The sequence below is a fragment of the Streptomyces sp. NPDC042259 genome, assembly GCF_055582085.1.
The window spans coordinates 208,323-229,135 of the sequence record NZ_JBVJDW010000009.1 but is presented as its reverse complement, the minus strand read 5'-3'; the positions used below and the strand labels follow the sequence as shown (position 1 = coordinate 229,135).

The following is a 20,813-nucleotide window of genomic DNA, read 5'->3' as shown; positions in this document are numbered from 1 at the left end:
GCCGTCTCTCCCGCACACACACAGCGGTGCCCCCGGAGAGTCCGCCGGGGGCACCGTGATCTTCACATTTGCGCAGGTCAGGCCGACGTCGTCGCGTCCCCGGTCGCCACCGACCACGCGATGCCGTCCAGGATGTCGTGTTCGCTCACCACGACCTCCCGCGCGCCGGTCCGCTCCATCACCGTCTGCAGGACGAGCGCCCCGGCGCCGATGACGTCGACGCGCCCCGGGTGCATCACCGGGATCGCCGCGCGCTGGTCGTGCGTCGAGGACAGCAGCATGCCGGTGACCTCCTGGACCTGCTCCAGGGAGATCCGGGCGTGGTGGATCGCGGACCAGTCGTACTCCGGCAGGCCCAGCGCGATCGCCGCGACCGTGGTGACCGAGCCGGCCAGGCCGACGAGGGTGCGGGCCTCGGTCAGCGGGACGCTCTCCTCGGCCTGGTCCAGGGCGGCCTCGATGTCGGCCTTTATCGCCGCGAGCTGACGATAGGTCGGCGGGTCGGTGACGACACCGTCCTGGACGAGATGACGCTCGGTCATCCGGACGCAGCCCACGTCCACGCTGCGCGCCGCGCGCACGTGCTCCTCGCCGACGACGAACTCCGTCGAGCCGCCGCCGATGTCCACCACCAGATACGGCTTCGCCAGGTCGGTGCGGCCCGTCAGTTCCTTCGTGGCGCCGGTGAAGGAGAACTCCGCCTCCTGGTCGCCGCTGATCACCTCGGGCTCGACGCCCAGGATGTCCAGCACGCCGCGCACGAAGTCCTCGCGGTTCTCCGCGTCCCGGGAGGCGGACGTGGCCACGAAGCGCAGCCGGCTCGCGCCGTGCTCCTTGATGACCCCGGCGTACTCCCGGCAGGCGGCGAAGGTGCGCTCCAGCGCCTCGGGGGCGAGCCGGCCCGTGCGGTCCACGCCCTGGCCGAGCCGGACGATCGTCATCCGGCGGTCGAGGTCCTTGAGTTCACCGGTCGCCGGATCGGCGTCCGCGACCAGCAGACGGATGGAGTTGGTGCCGCAGTCGATGGCCGCGACGCGAGTCATGCGCACTCCTGAGAGGTTGGTTCCGCTCCCCGGGCGGCACGCCCGGGGAGTCTGCTGCCGGGCGGGGCCCGGCGGGGCTCACGCCTTCGCGTCGGCGCCGCACGCCCCGTCGGTGTCGCACGGGCTCACGCACGGGCCCTTGGCCCACCACTCGGGGAGCATCGCGATGGCCTCGTCACCCAGCGGGTTCACCCCGGGGCCCGCGGCCAGGGAGTGGCCGACGAGCACGTGCAGGCACTTGACCCGGTCCGGCATGCCGCCGGCGCTCGGGAAGCCCTCCAGCACCTCGATGGCGTCACGGCGGGTGATGTAGTCCTCGTGCGCGGCGCGGTAGGCGTCGGCCAGCTCCGGGTCGCTCTGCAGCCGGGCGGTCATGTCCTTCATGACGCCGTCCGCCTCCAGCGTGCCGATCGCGGAGGCGGCGCGCGGGCAGGTCAGGTAGTACAGCGTCGGGAACGGCGTGCCGTCCTCCAGACGCGGCTGCGTCTCGACGACGTCGGGGTTGCCGCAGGGGCAGCGGTGGGCGATGGCGCGCAGCCCGCGCGGCGGGCGGCCCAGCTGCTCCTTGAACGCCGCGATGTCCGCGTCGGTCGGCTCGGTGGGCTCGGTCTTCGGAGGAGGGGTGTCCATGTGCTCGCTCGTACTCGGTGTTCTCGAATGTGGTCGGGGAAGATCGGGAGATCAGGACGATCCGGGACGATCCGGGAGGAGCCCTGACGGGCCCTTACGGGGAGTCCGTGGCGTCCACGCCGTCCCAGAGGTTGCTGTACCAGGGGCGGTTGGCGGCGCCCTGGTCCGTGCGGCGCTTGGCGGGCCCGCTGCCGTCCACCACGCTGTAGCCGGTCTCACCGGGGCGTAGGTAGTGCAGGTGCTCGCGCGCCTGCTGCTCGACGTACGCCGGGTCCTCCAGCCGCGCCTTCTGCTCCCGCAGTTGTCTGACCTGTTCGCGGGCGCGCTCGGACTGGCGCCGCTGGTCGGCGATGTCCGAGCGCTGGGTGACCCACTGGCGCATGGGGTAGGCCAGCGCGACGACCAGGGAGCAGACGACGAGCGCGAGGAGCGCGGCCCGGCCGGTGAGCCGGCTGCGGCGGGGCGGCCGGGCGCGGTAGACCCGGCCGCCGCGGGCCGACGGGCCCTGTACGAGCACCGTGCCGAGCGCCTTGAGCCTGGTCGCGGTGGGCAACCGTTCCGCCGCCACGTCGCCTCCCCGTGGTCTCTGAACGAACGTACGTCCTCGGCCACGGTACGGGACCGTGGCCGAGGACGTAGTGAGGCTGCCGTCTGTCCCGGGAGGGTTTTCGGCCGGGGCCGTTCAGCGCCCGTTCACAGCGGGTATGTCAGCCCTTGCCGCGTTTAATCAGTTCGCAGAGCGAAACCGCGGGAAGGCGCTGCGGCCGGCGTAGACCGCGGCGTCGTCGAGGATCTCCTCGATGCGCAGCAGCTGGTTGTACTTGGCGACGCGCTCGGAGCGGGCCGGGGCACCGGTCTTGATCTGGCCGCAGTTGGTGGCGACGGCCAGGTCGGCGATGGTGACGTCCTCGGTCTCGCCGGAGCGGTGGGACATCATGCACTTGAAGCCGTTGCGCTGGGCCAGCTCGACGGCGTCGAGGGTCTCGGTCAGCGAACCGATCTGGTTGACCTTGACCAGCAGGGCGTTGGCGGCGCCCTCCTCGATGCCGCGGCCGAGGCGCTCGGGGTTGGTGACGAACAGGTCGTCACCGACGATCTGCACCTTGTCGCCGAGGCGCTCGGTGAGGGTCTTCCAGCCGTCCCAGTCGTCCTCGAACAGCGGGTCCTCGATGGAGACCAGCGGGTACGCGGCGACCAGCTCCGCGTAGTAGTCCGTCATCTCGGCGGCCGAGCGGGACTTGCCCTCGAACTCGTACGAGCCGTCCTTGTAGAACTCGGACGCGGCGACGTCGAGCGCGAGCGCGACGTCCTGGCCGGGGGTGTAACCGGCTTCCTTGATGGCCTCGAGGATGAGGTCGAGGGCCTCGCGGTTGGAGCCGAGGTTCGGGGCGAAGCCGCCCTCGTCGCCGAGGCCGGTGGACAGGCCCTTGCGCTTCAGCACGGCCTTGAGGGTGTGGTAGACCTCGGTGCCCCAGCGCAGCGCCTCGGAGAAGGACTCCGCGCCGATCGGCGCGATCATGAACTCCTGGATGTCGACGTTGGAGTCGGCGTGCGACCCACCGTTGAGGATGTTCATCATCGGAACGGGCAGCAGGTGCGCGTTCGGGCCGCCGAGGTAGCGGAAGAGCGGCAGGTCGGACGCCTCGGAGGCGGCGTGCGCGACGGCGAGGGAGACGCCGAGGATGGCGTTGGCGCCGAGCGAGGCCTTGTTGTCGGTGGCGTCCAGGTCGAACATGGCCTGGTCGATCAGGCGCTGCTCGGTGGCGTCGTAGCCGACGAGCTCCGGGCCGATCTGCTCGATGACGGCGAGGACGGCCTTCTCGACACCCTTGCCGAGGTAGCGGTTCTTGTCCCCGTCGCGGAGCTCGATGGCCTCGAAGGCGCCGGTGGAGGCGCCGGACGGCACGGCGGCACGGCCCGTGGAGCCGTCGTCGAGGCCGACCTCGACCTCGACCGTGGGGTTGCCTCGCGAGTCGAGGATCTCGCGAGCTACGACGACGTCGATAGACGGCACGTGCGTCTCCTTCGTGTGTGTCTGGAGTTCTGCCCCCGAGCCTAACGGGCTCCGGAGGTTCCCCCCGCCGGTGGACCACCTGGCGAGCCGAAAAACCGCACAAATGCCGAGATCATCGGACGAATAGCCGATGTGTTCGCCGAGCGGGAAACACGGACGGCGGGCCGGACGGCCGGACCGCCGGAGCCGGCGGGGCCCCGGAAACGGCGGAGCCCCGCTCCGGCGCGCCCCGGGGGGAAGGCGCGCGTCGGAGCGGGGCGGTCCGCTGTGAACACTGGGGGCGCGGCGCGGCGGCCGGCCCGCCGGATCAGCTGAGGTGCAGGTGCTGGCCCACGAAGATCAGGTCGGCGTTCTCGACGATGTCCTTGTTGAGCTCGTGGAGCTTCTGCCAGCCGCCCTTGACCTTCTTGGCCTCGGCGATCTTGGCGAGGGTGTCGCCGGACTTGACCTCGTACTCGCCGTCGCCCTTCTTGAAGGACTTCGGGGTGGCCTTCGGAGCGGTCTGCTTCGGGGCCGGGGCCGGAGCGTCGTCCTCGTCGTCGGACTGCAGCTGCGGGGCGGCCTTCGGCGCGGTCTGCTGCGGGGCCTGGCGCTCGCTGCGGTCCGCGTGCGACTTGGTGGAGGTGCCGCGCGAGGACGAGCCGGAGGTGTCGACGTCGGCCTTCGGGCCGCCGGACGTCAGACCGCCCGCACCGGCGCAGCCCCAGGCACCCGGGCCCTGCATGGCGAGGAGCTTCTCGGCGACGGCGATCTGCTGGCTCTTGGTGGCGTGGTCGGCGCGGTCGGCGTAGGCCTGGCCGCCGGCGGCGTTCCAGGAGGACTGCGAGAACTGCAGACCGCCGTAGTAGCCGTTGCCGGTGTTGATGGACCAGTTGCCACCGGACTCGCACTGCGCGACCGCGTCCCAGGTGGAGACGGAGGCGGCGTTGGCGGAGGTCGTGGCCATCAGCGGCGCGGCGACGGCGACACCGGCGACGCCGGCGAGCGTGACGATACGAACGGCCTTGGACGGACGACGGTGCTTGCCCTTGGACATGAGTCGGTTTCCTCACCGACGCCTACGAGGTGAGCTGTCGGGTTCGGGCTGTGAGTTGCCCGGCCCGGTGTGTGGTGCACACCCGGCTTCACCCCAAGCCGTCCCGCTCCTGTCGATCAGGTGATCGGCTGGACCGTTCCGGCGCCTACCTTGGTTCCCCCGCTCCTGCCTACGGCGCTTTCGCGACGACCCCTCCGGCCGCCGGCAGGATTCGGCGTGGCGGCCGTGGTGCTCGCGGTGGCGAGCGGTGACGACGTTAGACACAGCTGGCGTACGGGTTCAAACCCCTGATTCCAGCCACAGTTGCCTCTTGTTACCCACGGGAACACCTCGTTTCCGCAGGTGAGACCCCATGAACAAACTCCGGATGAGGACCTTCCGACCAAAAGTCAACGAGACCCATGTCTCACTTTCGACTGGAACGGACATTCCCCCCGAAGTCTGCTCTATTTCGTGGGGTGTTTCCGGACCTCAAGCTTCTGACCAGGCTGGATGAGGTCCGGATCGGAGCCGACGACCTTCTTGTTGTCCTGGTAGAGGGTGGACCAGCCGCCTGCGACGGAGTGTTCCTCCGCGATGGCTGACAAGTTGTCACCGGGGCGCACCGTGTAGTCACCGGCGCCCGGCTGGTCCGTTCGCGCGCCGCCGTCCCGCGAGGCGCGGCCGGTGTCCGAACGCGGCGTCCCGGTGTGCTCCTTGCCGGCGTCCGTGCCGTCCGTGCTGTCCGCGTTGCCGGGGGCCGGGGTGCCGGAGGGCGCACCGGGTGTGGTCGAGGGGATCTCGGTGGGATCGTCGGTGGCGGGCGTGCGGTGCTTGCCGTCCGAAGTGCCGTCCGTGGGGCGGGGGGACTCCCCGGTCGCGGGCCCGGTGGGCTCGCCGCTCGGCCGGCCGGTCCCCGTGGGGGCGGACGGCGAGGCGGGAGAGGTGGGGGAAGACGGCGAGGAGGAGGGCGAGGCCGGCTTGTCGGAAGGTGACGGCTTGTCGGAAGGCGAGGGCTTCCGGGAGGAGTCGGAGGAATCGGGGTCGGGGGAAGGCGAAGAGGTCGACGGCGTGGAGGGGGTGGTGCGCGTCGGCGCGGGCCCGGTGGACGTCTCCGGCTCGGGGGTGTGCGTGCTGCCGGGGTTGACCTCCGGCGCCTTGCCGCCCTTGGCGAGCCCCGAGGACACCGCGCAGCTCGGCCAGGCGTCCGGGCCACGGTTCGCCAGGATCCGCTCCGCCACCGCGATCTGCTGCGAGCGGCTGGCGAGGTCGGGGCGCGGCGCGTAGTCCGTGCCGCCGCCCTGCTGCCACATCTCCTGCGTCAGCTGCAGCCCGCCGAAATAGCCGTTGCCCGAGTTGGAGCTCCAGACGCCTCCGCTCTCGCACTGGGCGACCTTGTCCCACGTCGGGGCATCGGCGGCGTTCGCGCCGGTGGCGGCGAGCAGCGGCATGGCGAGGGACGCGCCCGTCACCCCCGCCGCGACCACGATCGCCGGTACCTGACGGGGTCTGCGGTGTCTACCGTTGCCGGAGCGCATGCGTTGGCCTCTCGTTGGCGGCTGAGTTGATGGTGGTCGAACATAGCGACGGACCACGGGAGTCACAAGCCGGTGTAGCGGAGGTCACGCGAAGGTCACGCGAACTGACGTAGGGTCATCTGATACGCGTAGTGAACTCCACCGGAAGCGTGCGTAGACCACGCATAATCAGCCCGCCGCGCCACCTCAACTCCTCCGGGTCGGCGGCCAGTCGCAGATCCGGCAGCCGGCGCAGCAGCGTCGCCAGCGCGGTCTGGCCCTCCAGCCGGGCGAGCGGCGCGCCCAGGCAGTAATGGATGCCGTGCCCGTATCCGAGGTGCTGATTGTCACGCCGGGACAGATCGAGGGTGTCCGGCCCGGCGAACCGTTCGGGGTCCCGGTCGGCGGCCGCGAGCACGACGAGCACGGGATCGCCGGCGGCGATGCGCTGCCCGCCCAGACTGATCGGCTCGGTCGCGAACCGCCAGGTCGCCAGCTCCACCGGCCCGTCGTAGCGCAGCAGTTCCTCCACGCCGGTGGCGAGCAGGCTCTCGTCACCCGCCGCCAGGGCGCGTTGCAGACGCGTCCGTTCACCGGGATTGCGCAGCAGGGCGTAGACGCCGTTGCCGATCAGGTTCACGGTGGTCTCGAAACCGGCGAACAGCAGGATGAAGGCCATGGCGGCGGCCTCGTTCTCGGTGAGGTGCTCACCGTGGTCGCTGGCGCGGATGAGCCCGGAGATGAGGTCGTCGTCCCCTCCTTCTCCCAGCTCCTCCCGCTTGCGGTGGATCAGCTCGGCCAGATAGCCGCGCATCTTCTTCACCGACCGGGCGACCCCGCCGCGCGGCCCGCCGCCGTGGCGGATCATCATGCCCGCCCAGTCGCGGAAGTCGTCCTGGTCCTCGCGGGGCACACCAAGCAGATCGCAGATCGCGTAGATGGGCAGCGGGAAAGCGAACTCGTGGATCAGGTCCGCCTCCCCGTTGTCGATGAAGGCGTCGATGAGCCGGTCGGTCAGCTCCTGCACACGCGGGGCGAACTCGGCGACCCGGCGCGGGGTGAAGGCCTTCGACACCAGCCGGCGCAGCCGGGTGTGGTCCGGCGGGTCGATGTTGAGCAGGTGCGTCATCAAATTCGCGCTGCGCTCGCCCGGAATGCCGACCTTGCCCTTGCCGTGCGCGGCCTCGGAATGGTGCGCCGGGTTCTTCGACAGCCGCTGGTCGGCGAGGGCCTGGCGGGCGTCGGCGTAGCGGGTGACGAGCCAGGCATCGACGCCACTGGGCAAGGTGGTGCGGTGCACGGGAGCGTGGTCGCGCAACCAGGCGTACGCGGGGTACGGATCGGCGGCGAATTCCCAGGTGAACAGGGGCGGCGCGGGGGGTGTGTCCTTGTCGTCGTGCACCCCCCGACGCTACCCGGTGCCCTGCGGGTCTTGACCTGTGCACCTCCGCTGCGCGGCGGTGTCCTCAATCGCCGGACGGGCTCGAATCAAGCCCGCTGGGGGTCCCCCCAGCGGTAGCTGGGGGAGATTGAGGACGCGCCCGCAGGGCGCCCGCCGCCGCAGGCGGCACAGACGGCCTACGTGTGACCGCCGCCGCCGCTGCCAAAGCCACCGCTGCCGCCCTCGTGCCACTTCTTGCGCTCCTCCGTCAGCTCTTCCTCGTGGCTGGCGGGGTTCAGCTCGTGCGGCAGCATCCGGTGTTCCTGGTCCTGCACGGGCACTTCATTCGACTCATGATGTTCGGTGACATAGCCGACCGTGCCGTCGTCGTCATCGTGGCCCGGCCCGTGGTCGGGCGTCTTCGGCCCGTCCTTCTCGTCCGGTGTACTCCACGCGCCCATGCGTCGCTGCGGCGCGGCCGGGGGCGGCGGCTCCGCGTCACGCTTCCGTCGGCCCCAGAAGACGGCGACGATCAGAAGAATGGTGACGATCACGCCGACGACCGCGGGCGCGATACCGACGAGGTGGTCGCGGTTGGCGAGGTCCATGTGTTCCAGCATGCGGTCCGGTTACCCCGGCTGCGCGCGGTCAGCCCCGAATCTGGGCCGAACGGGTGCGCGGCCGTCACCGGGACCGACGGCCGGCGCCCCGCCCCGGCCGGGTCAGTCTTCGCCGGGCGCGCCCTCGGCCGCGCGGATCGCGTCGCGGTAGGCACGGGCGGCGGCCCGCAGCGCGGTCTCCGGCTCGACGCCGTCCGCCTCGGCCCGGACGGCCAGGGCGAGCAGCTCGTAACCGACGCCGTCACCGGCCGGCAAGGCCACGTCCAGGCCCCCGGTACGGGCGCGGGAGGCCAGCTTCGCGGTCAGGGCCAGGGCCGGCTGACCCAGCGGCACCCCCTCGGTGACCGACGCACGGTCCTTCTCGATCGCCTTCGTCCGCAGCCAGTGCGCCTTGACGTCCTCGGGCGTCTCGGCGGACTCCGCACCGAAGACGTGCGGGTGGCGGTGGATGAGCTTGTCGACGATCACCCCCGCCACGTCGTCGACGGAGAACGGCTCGTCCGGGTCGTCCTCGGCGATCCGGGCGTGGAAGACGACCTGGAGCAGCACGTCGCCCAGTTCCTCGCGCAGCGACTCCCGGTCGCCGGTCTCGATGGCCTCCAGCAGCTCGTACATCTCCTCCAGGCCGTACTTCGCCAGGTCCTCGTGGGTGCGGATGCCGCTCCACGGGCAGGCGCGCCGGATCCGGTCCATGACCTGGACGAGGTCGAGCAGACGCGCGCCGGGCAGGTCGTAGGAGCCCGGCAGCAGTTCCAGGGCGGGCATCGTCTCCCGGCCGGAGCCCGCGAGGCGGGCCAGCCCGTCGGTGAGGGCGGACTCGCCGACGGCCGAGGTGAGCACCACGGCCGTACGGCCGCCGGTCACGCAGTAGTCGACCAGCTCCCGGGCGGTCACACCGCCCTCCTCGACGTCGACGCCCGCCTCCCGCAGATACGGCAGCTGCGGGTGGGCGGCGTCGGCGCACAGCACCCGGTCGGCGGCGCGCAGCACCTGCCAGGCGGGCCAGGACAGCAGCCCGGGGGCGACCCGGTGGCTGGTGGTGAGCAGGACGATGCGGCCAGGTGCGGAGTCGTTCACACCGCCGAGCGTAGGGGACGGGCCCGGCGGCGGCTCACGCCGGGCGGCGCGGTTCGCCCGGGGCGGGGGCGGCGACCCGCAGCCACGGTTCCCGCGCGGGCTCGGCGGTACCGCGCTGGGGGTCCCAGGTCCCGTAGCGGGGGTTCACATCCACACGCAGCGCGTCGGAGGTGCGGCGCAGCACGTCGTTGGTCCGGGCGGTGCCGAGCTTGCCGTCCAGCCCGGCCCGGGCGAGGTCCATGGTGAGGGCCTCGTCGATCTGGCCGGGAGCGATGCCGAGGGCCAGGAACCTGCTGCGCACCGCCTCCGCTCCCCCGTTGGACCGCTCGACCTCGGCGCGGCGGCGCTGCACCTCGCGCCGGGTCACCTTCACACCGTTGTCCTCGGCGGCCTGCCGCACGATCCGGTACTGCAGGAGGCGGATCAGGGTGTCCTGGTTGAGCCGGGCGCTGTTCGCCACCAGCTGCTGCCCCTGCGGGGCGGACCGCTGCGCGTCCCGTACGTCGTTCACCGCGCCCTGCAACTGCGAGACCGTGATCCGGTCGTCCCCCACGACGGCCGCGGCACCGGGATGCGCCGTCGACCCGCACGCGGTGAGCAGCGGCGCGGAGAGGAGGAGCACGGCGGCGGAGACGGAGAGCGCGGTCCTACGGCGGTGCATGGAGCCTCCCGGCTGGGTCGTGGACGATGACGGGCGGGCAGTCGGCCTTGCGTTGATCGATGTTAGGGAGTCCACGTGACGTAGGCCACTGATTCGACCAACGATTCGCCTCCGGCTGTGGGCCGGTTGTGCCGCCTGCGGCGGCGGGCGCCCTGCGGGCGCGTCCTCAATCTCCCGATTGAGGACACCGTCACCGGACCGAAAGCGCCCGACGGTGAACCGCCACCGCCCGGGAGCCGTCTTCGCGGAGGGGGCCGAAGGAGAGGCGGGCCTTCCCGGCAAGGGGCCCGTTCGCCCTCGCGTATCTTTTCGACATTCACCCGGCGCGTCCCGGGGCCCCGGCGGCCCGAGGGACACAGCGCATAGAGAGAGGACAGGACCGCCCATGGATTCGGCCGCAGCCGCCGTCTCGGCACCCGGCCGGAGCCGGGCCGGGTCCGTGTCCGGGGCCTGGCCGCGCGCCGCCGCCCTGCGCGGGCCACGCGCCGACCCCTACTGGGTGGGGGCCGTCCTCTTCGTCCTGTTCACCGCCGTGTCGGTGTGCCGGCACCGGCGGATGCTGACCATGTCCTGGGACCTGGGCATCTTCGAGCAGGCCATACGCGCCTACGCGCACCTGCAGGCGCCGGTCGCGGACCTCAAGGGGCCCGGCACCCATATCCTCGGCGACCACTTCAGCCCGGTCACCGCGCTGGTCGCGCCCTTCTACCGCCTGTTCCCCGGCCCCGTCACGCTGCTCGTCGTCCAGGCCGCGCTGTTCGCGCTGTCCGCCGTGCCCGTCACCCGGCTCGCGGCCGGGCTGCTGGGCCGGGCGCGCGGGCTGGCCGTCGGCGCCGCGTACGGACTGTCGTGGGGGGTGCAGCGCGCGGTCGACTTCGACTTCCACGAGATCGCCTTCGCCATGCCGCTGCTCGCCTTCTCCCTGGAGGCCGTGGTGCGCCGGCGGTGGCGGGCCGCGGTGTGGTGGGCGGTGCCGCTGGTCCTCGTCAAGGAGGACCTGGGTGTCACGGTCGCGGCCATCGGGGTACTGATCCTCGTGCGACTGCGCGGCACGAGACGCGACCCGCGCACGACGGCGCTCGCCGTCGCGCTGGTCGCGTTCGGACTGGCCGCCTTCGCCGTCACCGTCGGCCTGGTCATCCCGGCCTTCAACACCGGCGGCTCCTACGACTACTGGAACAAGGTCAACGGCTCCGGCCCCACCGCCACCATCCCCCTCGACACCGCCGTGCGCACCCTGCTGTGGGTGCTGCTGCCCACCACCGGGCTGCTGGCACTGCGCTCGCCCCTGCTGATCGTGGCGCTGCCGACGCTGGGCTGGCGGTTCCTCTCCCACGAGGAGCACTACTGGGGCACCGACTGGCACTACAGCGCCGTGCTGATGCCCGTCGTCTTCCTCGCCCTCGTCGACGCGCTGGCCTCGGCACGGCGCAGCCGGCACGGGTGGCTGCGCCGCTACGCGCACCAGTTGCCCGCCGCGGTGCTCGCGGCGGCCCTGGCGCTGAGCGCCTCACTGCCGCTGTACGGGCTGACCGAACCCGACACGTACCGCATATCCCAGGGCGTGCGGGCCGCCGAAGGCCTGCTGGCCCGCATCCCCGACGGTGCCGTCGTCGAATCGGACGTCGGCCCGATAAGCCGGCTCGTCACCCGCTGCCGGGTGCTGTGGATCGGGGACACCCGGGGCGTCGTCCCCGACTACGTCGCCCAGCACGTCACCGACGGCAAACCACCCCGGGAACTGGCCGCCGAGGCCCAGCGCCGGCACCCCGGCTCACGCTTCGGGGTACTCGGCGACGAGGGTGGCTACGTCGTGCTCAAGCGCTTCGCCTAGCCGGCGTCGGCACGTCGCACCACCGCTGCGCGGCGGTGTCCTCAAGCGCCGGACGGGCTGCAAACGCAGCCCGTCCGGCGCTTGAGGACGCGCCCGCAGAGCGCCCGCGCCCGCCGGCCAGGCGATCGGTTATCGCGTCGTGAACCGCGTCGGCGCCACCGTCGGATTGCCTCCCGTCGGTGCCTTGCGGGAAGGGCACGTGGAGAGGACCTTCACCATGGCCGTCTTCTCCGCGCCCGTCACCCACAGGCCGTACTTCTTCTTCACCGCCACCTGACGGGCGACGTACTCGCAGCGGTAGCCCTTGTTGTCCGGCAGCCACTTCGCCGTGTCGCCGTCGCCCTTGCCCCGGTTGGCGGAGGCGTCGGCGGCTATCAGGTTGAGCGGATCGTTGGCGAGGGCGACGCGTTTGGCGGGGGCCCAGTCACGGGCGCCCTTGCGCCACGCGTCGGACAGGGCGACGACATGATCGATGTCTATCTTGCTCTTCCCCCGCTCGAAGCGGACCGACTTCCCCGTGTAGGGGTCCTTGGTGAGCGTGCCGGAGGCGACCTGGCAGCGGCCGTCGGTGAACTTCACCTCCGACAGGTCGCGTTTGAGGATGTCGTCCCGGGTGCCGCACTTGTTCCCGTCGGTGTCCGCCCAGGCCTGGCCGAACTTCGTCCGGGCATAACCCGCCGTGGGCCCGGGCTCCTTGACGGTCAGGGTGGACACGGACTTCAGCGCCGAACCCGCACCGCCCTTGGCGTCCCCCTTCTTCTCACTCTCGGAGGAACAGCCGGCGGCGGCACACAGCACCGCGCAGGCGAGGACGGTGGAGGCGGCTTTCCGGACGGCGGGGAACGCGGGCAGCGTGGACCGAGGCAAGGGAGTCGTCCCGTCTGTGGTGGGGCCTGAACCGGATCCCGTGACCACCCGGCGGGCGCCGCCCACCGGGCGTTAAGGAATTTGTCCCGTCCCAGACGGTCACAAACGGCGCGAAGGAGCACATCCGCCCACGTCACAGCGCCCACGACCGCCCCCCGGCCCGGGATCGGTGCGGCCGGGGGCGACCGGGGGGGCGGCGGAGGGCGGGTTACGAGCCCAGGATCGTCGTCAGGAACTCGCCCGTCCACGCCAGCAGTTCCCGCCCGACCAGCGGCTTGCCGCCGATGGGCCGGGTCGCCGGACGCGGCACCAGGATCTGCCGCGTGGCCGGCTTCATCACCGTCCGCGGATAGAGGCGCTTGAGCCGCAGCTCCTGCGACTCGCGCAGCTCGACCGGCCCGAAGCGCACATTGGGGCCCTGGAGGGTGATGTCCGCGACCCCGCAGGCCCGGGCCAGCATCCGCAGACCTGCCACGAGCAGCAGATTCTCCACCGGCTCCGGCAGCTTGCCGTAACGGTCGGTGAGTTCCTCGCGGACGGCCTTGATGTCCGCCTCGCTGTTGGCCGAGGCGATCGCCCGGTAGGCCTGCAGGCGCAGCCGCTCGCCCGGCGCGTAATCGTGCGGGACGTGCGCGTCGACCGGCAGCTCGATCTTCACCTCCAGCGGCGGCTCCTCCTCCACCCCGCCCTCCACCGAGGCCCGGTAGTCCGCCACGGCCTCGCCGACCATACGGATGTAGAGGTCGAAGCCGACACCCGCGATGTGCCCGGACTGCTCCCCGCCGAGCAGATTGCCCGCACCGCGGATCTCCAGGTCCTTCATCGCCACATACATGCCCGCACCCATCTCCGTGTGCTGGGCGATGGTGGCCAGCCGCTCGTGCGCGGTCTCGGTGAGCGGCTTCTCCGGCGGGTAGAGGAAGTAGGCGTAACCCCGCTCGCGGCTACGGCCGACCCGGCCGCGCAACTGGTGCAGCTGCGACAGACCGAAGTTGTCACCGCGCTCGACGATGAGGGTGTTGGCGTTGGAGATGTCGATGCCCGACTCCACGATCGTCGTGGAGACCAGCACGTCGAACTTCTTCTCCCAGAAGTCGACCACGACCTGCTCCAGGGCGCTCTCCCCCATCTGCCCGTGCGCCGTCTGGATCCGCGCCTCCGGGACGATCTCCCGCAGCCGCGCGGCCGCCCGGTCGATGGACTCGACCCGGTTGTGGATGTAGAAGACCTGGCCCTCGCGCAGCAGCTCCCGCCGGATGGCGGCACCGATCTGCTTCTGGTCGTAGGGGCCCACGAAGGTCAGCACCGGGTGGCGCTCCTCCGGCGGCGTGGTGATCGTCGACATCTCGCGGATGCCGGTGACGGCCATCTCCAGCGTGCGGGGAATGGGCGTGGCGGACATCGTCAGCACATCGACGTTGGCACGGAGCTTCTTCAGCTGCTCCTTGTGCTCCACGCCGAAGCGCTGCTCCTCGTCCACGATGACCAGGCCCAGGTCCTTGAACTTGGTCTCGGAGGAGAACAGCCGGTGGGTACCGATGACGATGTCGACCGAGCCGTCCCGAAGCCCCTCCAGAACGGCCTTCGCCTCGGAGTCGCTCTGGAACCGCGACAGCGCCTTGGTGACCACCGGGAACTGCGCGTACCGCTCGGAGAAGGTCCCGAAGTGCTGCTGCACCAGCAGCGTGGTCGGCACCAGCACGGCGACCTGCTTGCCGTCCTGCACCGCCTTGAACGCGGCCCGCACCGCGATCTCCGTCTTGCCGTAGCCGACGTCACCACAGACCAGGCGGTCCATGGGGACGGACTTCTCCATGTCCTCCTTGACCTCGGCGATGGTGGTGAGCTGGTCGGGGGTCTCCGCGTAGGGGAAGGCGTCCTCCAGCTCCCGCTGCCAGGGGGTGTCCGCGCCGAAGGAGTGCCCGGGGGCGGCCATCCGCGCCGAATACAGCTTGATCAGGTCGGCGGCGATCTCCTTGACGGCCTTCTTCGCGCGCGCCTTGGTCTTCGTCCAGTCCGCGCCGCCGAGCCGGTGCAGCGTCGGCGACTCACCACCGACGTACTTGGTGACCTGCTCCAGCTGGTCGGTGGGGATGTAGAGCCGGTCGCCGGGCTGGCCGCGCTTGGCCGGCGCGTACTCCACGAGCAGATACTCACGGGTCGCGCCCTGCACGGTGCGCTGCACCATCTCGATGTAGCGGCCGACGCCGTGCTGCTCGTGGACGATGTAGTCACCGGCCTGGAGCGTCAGCGGGTCGATCGTCTTGCGGCGGCGGACCGGCATCCGGCCCAGTTCCTTGCTCGCCGACCGCTGACCGGTCAGATCGGTCTCGGTGAGCACCGCGATCCGCAGCCCCGGATCGACGAAGCCGTTGTCGAGGCTCGCACAGGAGACGTGCACGACGGACGGCGACAGCTCGGCCAGGTCGGCGTCGAGACGGGCGGGGATGCCCTCGCCGCCGAGCACCTCCACCGTACGGGCCGCCGGGCCGTGGCCCTCGGTGAGGAAGACCGTGCGCCAGCCGTCGGCGACCCAGCCCTTGGTGTCGGCCAGGGCACGGGCGGTGTCACCCCGGTAGACCTCGGGGGCGTGCATGCCGAGCTTGAGGGTGTCGCCGTCCGGCTCCTCCTCGTCCGCGGCGAAGGGGCTGACCGACCACCACATCATGCCCAGCTCACGGGCCCGGTCCCGGACGTCCGCGATGCCCCACAGGGATGCCGCGTCGACGTCGATGGGCGCCTCGCCGCCGCCCGCCGTGGCCGCCCACGACGCCTGCAGGAACTCCTGGCTCGTCGCGACGAGGTCCGCGGCCCGGGTCCGCACCCGCTCGGGGTCGCAGACCACCGCCATGGACCCGGCGGGGAGGACGTCGAGCAGCAGCTCCATGTCGTCCACCAGGGCCGGGGCGAGGGACTCCATGCCCTCCACCGCGATGCCCTCGGCGATCTTGCCGAGCAGCTCGCCCAGCTCCGGGTGCTCCTCCGCCAGCTCCGCGGCCCGCGCCCGCACGGCGTCGGTCAGCAGCAGCTCCCGGCAGGGCGGCGCCCACAGACCGTGCTCGGCGGCCTCCAGGGACCGCTGGTCGGCGACCTTGAAGTAACGGATCTCCTCGACGTCGTCACCCCAGAACTCCACGCGCAGCGGGTGCTCCTCGGTGGGCGGGAACACATCCAGGATCCCACCGCGGACGGCGAACTCACCCCGCTTCTCCACCAGTTCCACCCGGGCGTACGCGGCGGCCGCCAACGCCTCGGTGACCTCGCCGAGGTCCGCGCTCTGCCCGCTGCGCAGGGCGACCGGCTCCAGGTCGCCGAGCCCCTTGACCTGCGGCTGCAGCACGGACCGCACGGGCGCGACGACGACACTGACGGGCCCCGCGGCCGGGTCGTCCTTGCTCGGGTGCGCGAGCCTGCGCAACACCGCCAGCCGCCGGCCGACGGTGTCCGAGCGCGGCGAGAGCCGCTCGTGCGGCAGCGTCTCCCAGGAGGGGTAGTCCACGACGCCGTCGGCCGGCAGCAGCGACCGCAGCGCCGCCGCCAGGTCCTCCGCCTCCCGCCCGGTGGCGGTGACGGCCAGCACGGGCCGCCCGGCGGACCGCGCGAGCGCGGCGATGGCGAAGGGGCGCGCGGCGGGCGGGCCGACGAGATCGACGTGCGGCCGCTTCCCGTCGGCCGCGGCCTTCACCGCTTCGGCAAGCGCCGGATCATGGACGACGGCGTCGAGCAGACCGTGCAGGCTCATGAGGATCTTTCCGTCCCGGTTCGAACAGAGGAGGGCAGGGCGACGAGGTCAGGGACAACGCGAACCACCCGACACGTGGGATACGGGCCGGGGTGCCCCCAGCCTACGACGGCGGGCCGACGGCCACCGCCGGACCACGAATGCACCAGGGGCGTCCCGCCGCGGCCCCGCTCACCCCGCCGGCCCCGGCTCAGAGGGGCCACAGGGTGACCTGCACGACGCACTCTTCTCGGGTCTGGGGGTCAGCGCCCCACCGTCGTGAACGGGCTGCGTGGTCGTGCGTCCTCCCAAGGGTGCCCGAGCACCGTACGGCAATCGATCGCGCCGAATGGGCCGGACGGCGGACGCGGACCGCCGAAACCCCCGGGGCCGGGAGATCGGTCCGGGCCCGTACACAAGCCCCCGCCTGGGCGCAGTCCCGTTCGCGTCGAGCCCAGGTTCAGACCGTCCGTCCGGCACCGTTCAGATGATCGTTGAGCTGCCTCAGGCGTCGCCAAGCAGCGGGGTCCGTGCCGTCGCCGAACGCGAAATACAAGGCGGGGCGGGCAGCCGGGCCTAGCAGGGCGGGGGCAATGTCGATCGAGCCTCTGCGGATCCGGTCGAGGCCGAGGTCGGCTACCGCGTCGGGGCCGAGGGTGAGGGAAAGGGGAACGGAAGGCCGCTCGTAATGAGCCGGGGTGGTCAGGTCGGCGCGGGCGGCGCGCAGCTCCGTAATCATCATGGCGAGGTTGTGCCGCGCTGAAAGGGCCTCTGCCAGCTCAGGCAGGGCGCCTATTGGCGGATCCTCATCGGCGCCGTAGCCGACACCCAAGGTGATGTGCTCTTCGACACCGGCCTCTGTACGGACGATGCGCATGGTGGCGATGGCCGGACGGTCAGGAGTGCCGACGGCGACCAGCCAGGTGGGATCGGACCGTCTGGCCCGGGTACGGGCGAGTTCGGTCAGCTGCTGCGGGGCCCAAGGAACGTTGACGGGTTCGGCGGTGGACCACCCGGCAGGAGGGGATCCAGTCAGCACCAGCCAGGCACATTCCAGTGCGCCCCCGAGAACGAGCCGCTCGTCGGCGGGGTGGACGGTCCGGATGGACAGCAGTAGCTGCCGTTCTCCGCCGGCATCAGGTTGGGGTCTGATCGACCTGGGCCGTCCTCCGGCAAATCTCCGGTCGCGCGTCCTGCCGCCCGCGGCGGTGGTACGGACGCCCCGGGGCCGCAGCGCACCGCCCACATGGGATCCGCCGGACCGGCCCTAGTACCGGCCCGAGAGTTCCTCCAGCGAGTCCAAGGTCGGTACTTCCCGGGGCGCGCCTTCGGCAATCAGGCCGATCTCCTGTCGCGGCGGAAGCTGTGCCAGCCAGCTCAGTGCCTCAAGGGCGTTGAAACCCCGGCCATGAGCGGTCCGCAGGCGTAGCATCCATCCGGCTCCGGCCTCGAACGCATCATCGCCGGCGGCGGTCCGGGGCTCGAATCCTGCGGCGTTGTCAGCGACCGAGGCCCAGAGGAAGCCCAGCGTCTGCCCCTCGCGTTGGATGGTGAGGTAGCGCACTGGATGTTCAGTGGTCTCCGGATACTCGTCCTCGGACGGCGGAAGAAGGGAACGCAGCCGACGGGAACGAGCCGGGACATCGAACGTCCCCCACGAGTCGCTATAGGCAGGCCCCTCGATCCGCAGATCCTCAAACCCCGTCTCAGTCGGGGTCGCGTGACGGTTCGGGTCGCCAGGCGTAGGGGCGCTGCCGAGCCGGGCTGACATACCTTCCAGGACGGCGGCGAGCCGGGGCGCGTTCTCCGCATGTACCGCGACCTGCTCCCGCTCTCGTGTGTCCATCGTCAACCACGCGTCGGTGTACGTCTCCAACGTCACTACGACAAGGCTGCGCTTCCAGATGTCCACCTGGATGACGAACAGCTTCTCTGCCCGGTGTTTCGTCCCTGACTCCAGCCAGAAACCCGGGCATTGGACGCGAACACTGACGAGGAAGTCGCCCTCCAGCGCCTCGGCCTGTGCCACCACCCGCGAAAGAGCCGTCTCAGGGCCGAGCGGCTCTTCCTCGAGAGGGAGGCCTTTCGCGTTCACGCGGATATCCCGCATATCACCCAAGGACCGCACCGAGAAATCGGCCTTCCCCACGGGAACGGCCAGCTCTTGCCCGGCCAGGACGCCCCAGAGCGCGCCGGCGATCTGCACGGCGTGCATGGGCCCGGCTCCACCGGTGTCCGGCGAAATTTCCCAGGTCCAGTCGCCGATAGGGGCTGAGGTGATCACAGCATGTCCTTGGGGTCGATCTTGCTGCCGGGCGGGATCACAAGTGTTCCGTCCTAAAGGCTGGAAATCACCCTCGCCCGAAGCATCCCGCTGCGCTATGAACCCCCCGCTGGGAGTCCACGGCTCGCCCGCCACGGGACGGCGCTCCCGCCGGGCCGCCCCGTGTCGGGGCCACCGGGGCGGACGAACGGTCGAAGACAGGGGGTAACAGGGGGAAACGGCCCCCTGAAGGGGGGAACGAAGAGCGAAGAATACGTGAAGCCAGTCCCGGGACAAGACAATTGGGGCCAGAGGGAATTAGTGTTCGGGTCTATGGCCGTGGGGGGCACGTGCGACCCCCCTCGCACCGGCCAGTCGGTCTCCCAAGGAAGCAGCCTCCGTGAAGATACTTCGTACTCGCGCTGCCAGCGTCTCCCGGCAGGGACTGTGCACTGCTCTGCTCGTCGCCAGCCTCACCGCGGCCGTCGGCGTCAGCCCACCGCACAACACCGCCGGTGCCGACGATTCCTCCCCCAGACCTTCCGACCCGCAGGGCAAGCCGCATGGCGTCCCCAACCTGGCCCTGCCCGACCTCGCCCCGAAGAAGCCGGGCGACGCCGGCAAGCCCGGCGGCGGCACCGGCGGCGACACCCCGGACGGCAACACGGGCATTCCCAAGACCGCCCTGGCCGCCTATCAGAACGCCGCACGGCTCGCCGCGACCCAGCTGCCGGGCTGTCACATCCCGTGGGAGCTGATCGCGGGCATCGGCCGGGTGGAGTCGGTGCACGCCAGCGGCTACGGGCTGCGCAGCGACGGCTCGACCGAGCGGCCGATCCGGGGCCCCCGGCTGACCGGCGGTCAGTTCGAGAAGATCACGGACACCGACAAGGGCCGCTGGGACGGCGACACCGAGTACGACCGGGCCGTCGGCCCGACCCAGTTCATCCCCTCCACCTGGGAGATCGCGGGCGCCGACGGCAACGGCGACGGCATCAAGGACCCCAACAACATCTTCGACGCCGCGCTGGGCACCGCCCACTACCTCTGCGCGCACAACCGGGACCTGTCCAACAGCGACGACCTCGACAAGGCGGTGATGAGCTACAACCAGTCCCGCGAGTACGTCAACGCCGTCCTGGCCTGGATGCGTACGTACCAGGCCGGCAACGTCGGCACCCTGCCCGACAACACCCCGGCCACCCCGCACAACCCGGCCGGTGACACCCCCGGCACGATCCCCACCCCGGCCACCGGCCGGACACCCGGATCCGGCTCGTCCACGTCACCGAGCGACAAGCCCACGCCGGGCCGGCAGACGCCCACGCCGCAGAAGCCGACACCGAAGCCGAAGCCGAAGCCGGACCCGCAGAAGCCCACCCCCAAGCCGGACCCCAAGCCGGACCCCGGCAAGCCGGACCCCAACAAGCCCACCCCTTCGCCCGTCGACCGTCTGAAGCGGACGAGTCCGGTGAACGTGGAGACCACAGCGGGCGGCACCTTCGAGAAGGCCGCGAGCGTCCAGGCCCTCGACAAGGCCCGCAATCCGGTCGCCGGCACCCGGGTGGTCTTCGAGATCAGGGGTGACAACACCAAGGCTCGCTTCCTGGGCAACTCCAGGAAGGTCACCTACACGACGCTCAAGGACGGCATCGCCGACGCGCCGACCATCCTCGCGGGCGACACGGCGGGCACGTTCACCTTGCGGGTCACCGTCGAAGGCAAGGACGCCGTCACGCCCGTCGACTTCAACGCGACCGTCAAGCCCGCCCCGGCACCACAAGCCGACAGGATCGAGCGCGTCGGCACCGAAAAACTCGAGGCCAAACCGAACAGCGCCTTCACCAGCAAGATCATCATTCAGGCCACCAAGGACCGCAGGGCCGTGCCCGGCATCGGCATGACCGCCACCGTGGCCCCCTCCGACGGCGAGGGCACCGTCACGACCGGCCCGTACTTCAAGGACAAGAACGGCAAGCCGGTCCGCACGGTGGACCTCGGCAAGACCGGCGCGGACGGCCAGCTCACCCTGCCGCAGCTCTTCACCGACGACCGGTTGGGCAGCCACACCATCCGCATCCTCACCACCGACGGCCACATCTTCCTCGTGCACGTGAACGTGGCGACGGAAACGTCCACCACACGGCCGAGCATTTCCCCGAAGTCCTGA

At 71.2% G+C, this 20,813-nt stretch carries 16 protein-coding genes and 1 riboswitch; of the genes, 2 read left to right on the top strand and 14 right to left on the bottom strand.

All coding sequences use genetic code 11. The annotated features are described in order from the left end of the window. Positions 1-77: 77 nt before the first annotated feature. The 10 genes from ACZ6MA_RS23885 to ACZ6MA_RS23840 all read right to left on the bottom strand — a co-directional run bounded on the left by ACZ6MA_RS23885 (position 78) and on the right by ACZ6MA_RS23840 (position 9,958). Positions 78-1,043: a Ppx/GppA phosphatase family protein gene (locus ACZ6MA_RS23885; protein ID WP_469435956.1), complete on the bottom strand. Its 966-nt coding sequence runs from the start codon at positions 1,041-1,043 to the stop codon at positions 78-80. 78 nt (positions 1,044-1,121) lie between these two features. Beyond that, entirely contained in the window at positions 1,122-1,673 is a 552-nt protein-coding gene (locus tag ACZ6MA_RS23880) for a DUF501 domain-containing protein (RefSeq protein ID WP_469435955.1), read from the bottom strand. 94 nt (positions 1,674-1,767) lie between these two features. Next, positions 1,768-2,241 carry an FtsB family cell division protein gene (locus ACZ6MA_RS23875; protein WP_469435954.1) on the bottom strand — a complete coding sequence of 158 codons (474 nt, stop codon included), beginning with the start codon at positions 2,239-2,241 and terminating at the stop codon, positions 1,768-1,770. A gap of 159 nt (positions 2,242-2,400) precedes the next feature. After that, positions 2,401-3,687, bottom strand: coding sequence for a phosphopyruvate hydratase (gene eno, locus ACZ6MA_RS23870; RefSeq protein ID WP_469435953.1), 1,287 nt, complete (start codon positions 3,685-3,687; stop codon positions 2,401-2,403). A 307-nt stretch (positions 3,688-3,994) separates the two neighbouring features. Further along, a complete protein-coding gene (locus ACZ6MA_RS23865; protein WP_469435952.1) occupies positions 3,995-4,723 on the bottom strand; it encodes a transglycosylase family protein in 729 nt (242 codons plus the stop codon). Positions 4,724-4,727: 4 nt separating this feature from the next. Beyond that, a riboswitch (cyclic di-AMP (ydaO/yuaA leader) is annotated at positions 4,728-4,910 on the bottom strand. Positions 4,911-5,169: 259 nt separating this feature from the next. Then, complete coding sequence (locus tag ACZ6MA_RS23860) at positions 5,170-6,240, bottom strand: transglycosylase family protein (RefSeq protein ID WP_469435951.1); 1,071 nt, start codon at positions 6,238-6,240, stop codon at positions 5,170-5,172. 115 nt (positions 6,241-6,355) lie between these two features. Further along, positions 6,356-7,621 (bottom strand): cytochrome P450 family protein, encoded by a 1,266-nt coding sequence (locus ACZ6MA_RS23855; RefSeq protein ID WP_469435950.1) that lies wholly within the window; start codon positions 7,619-7,621, stop codon positions 6,356-6,358. A 176-nt stretch (positions 7,622-7,797) separates the two neighbouring features. Beyond that, a complete protein-coding gene (locus ACZ6MA_RS23850) occupies positions 7,798-8,220 on the bottom strand; it encodes a DUF6479 family protein (RefSeq protein ID WP_469435949.1) in 423 nt (140 codons plus the stop codon). Positions 8,221-8,322: 102 nt separating this feature from the next. After that, positions 8,323-9,297: a nucleoside triphosphate pyrophosphohydrolase gene (locus ACZ6MA_RS23845; RefSeq protein ID WP_469435948.1), complete on the bottom strand. Its 975-nt coding sequence runs from the start codon at positions 9,295-9,297 to the stop codon at positions 8,323-8,325. A 34-nt stretch (positions 9,298-9,331) separates the two neighbouring features. Next, on the bottom strand, positions 9,332-9,958 hold the full coding sequence (locus tag ACZ6MA_RS23840) for a SurA N-terminal domain-containing protein (RefSeq protein ID WP_469435947.1): 627 nt from the start codon (positions 9,956-9,958) through the stop codon (positions 9,332-9,334). A 385-nt stretch (positions 9,959-10,343) separates the two neighbouring features. Between ACZ6MA_RS23840 and ACZ6MA_RS23835 the strand changes: the two genes are divergently transcribed. Further along, the gene (locus ACZ6MA_RS23835) at positions 10,344-11,792 is read left to right on the top strand and encodes a DUF2079 domain-containing protein (protein WP_469435946.1); all 1,449 of its coding nucleotides are present in this window, start codon (positions 10,344-10,346) and stop codon (positions 11,790-11,792) included. A gap of 129 nt (positions 11,793-11,921) precedes the next feature. On the opposite strand, the gene ACZ6MA_RS23830 is transcribed toward ACZ6MA_RS23835, so the two are convergent. The 4 genes from ACZ6MA_RS23830 to ACZ6MA_RS23815 form a co-directional block, all read right to left on the bottom strand. Further along, entirely contained in the window at positions 11,922-12,659 is a 738-nt protein-coding gene (locus ACZ6MA_RS23830; protein ID WP_469435945.1) for an HNH endonuclease family protein, read from the bottom strand. Positions 12,660-12,867: 208 nt separating this feature from the next. Further along, complete coding sequence (gene mfd, locus ACZ6MA_RS23825) at positions 12,868-16,401, bottom strand: transcription-repair coupling factor (RefSeq protein WP_469435944.1); 3,534 nt, start codon at positions 16,399-16,401, stop codon at positions 12,868-12,870. A 439-nt stretch (positions 16,402-16,840) separates the two neighbouring features. Continuing rightward, entirely contained in the window at positions 16,841-17,626 is a 786-nt protein-coding gene (locus ACZ6MA_RS23820; protein WP_469435943.1) for a DUF6177 family protein, read from the bottom strand. A gap of 21 nt (positions 17,627-17,647) precedes the next feature. Continuing rightward, positions 17,648-18,664: a hypothetical protein gene (locus tag ACZ6MA_RS23815; protein WP_469435942.1), complete on the bottom strand. Its 1,017-nt coding sequence runs from the start codon at positions 18,662-18,664 to the stop codon at positions 17,648-17,650. Positions 18,665-19,043: 379 nt separating this feature from the next. Here ACZ6MA_RS23815 and ACZ6MA_RS23810 point away from each other — a divergent pair, with 379 nt between their 5' ends. Further along, positions 19,044-20,813, top strand: a complete 1,770-nt coding sequence (locus tag ACZ6MA_RS23810; protein ID WP_469435941.1) for a lytic transglycosylase domain-containing protein — start codon at positions 19,044-19,046, stop codon at positions 20,811-20,813.

Coding starts and splice junctions, on each gene's coding strand:
- ACZ6MA_RS23885 (WP_469435956.1), bottom strand. CDS start 1,043: ATGACTCGCGTCGCGGCCATCGACTGCGGCACCAACTCCATCCGTCTG.
- ACZ6MA_RS23880 (WP_469435955.1), bottom strand. CDS start 1,673: ATGGACACCCCTCCTCCGAAGACCGAGCCCACCGAGCCGACCGACGCG.
- ACZ6MA_RS23865 (WP_469435952.1), bottom strand. CDS start 4,723: ATGTCCAAGGGCAAGCACCGTCGTCCGTCCAAGGCCGTTCGTATCGTC.
- ACZ6MA_RS23860 (WP_469435951.1), bottom strand. CDS start 6,240: ATGCGCTCCGGCAACGGTAGACACCGCAGACCCCGTCAGGTACCGGCG.
- ACZ6MA_RS23850 (WP_469435949.1), bottom strand. CDS start 8,220: ATGCTGGAACACATGGACCTCGCCAACCGCGACCACCTCGTCGGTATC.
- ACZ6MA_RS23840 (WP_469435947.1), bottom strand. CDS start 9,958: ATGCACCGCCGTAGGACCGCGCTCTCCGTCTCCGCCGCCGTGCTCCTC.
- ACZ6MA_RS23835 (WP_469435946.1), top strand. CDS start 10,344: ATGGATTCGGCCGCAGCCGCCGTCTCGGCACCCGGCCGGAGCCGGGCC.
- mfd (WP_469435944.1), bottom strand. CDS start 16,401: ATGAGCCTGCACGGTCTGCTCGACGCCGTCGTCCATGATCCGGCGCTT.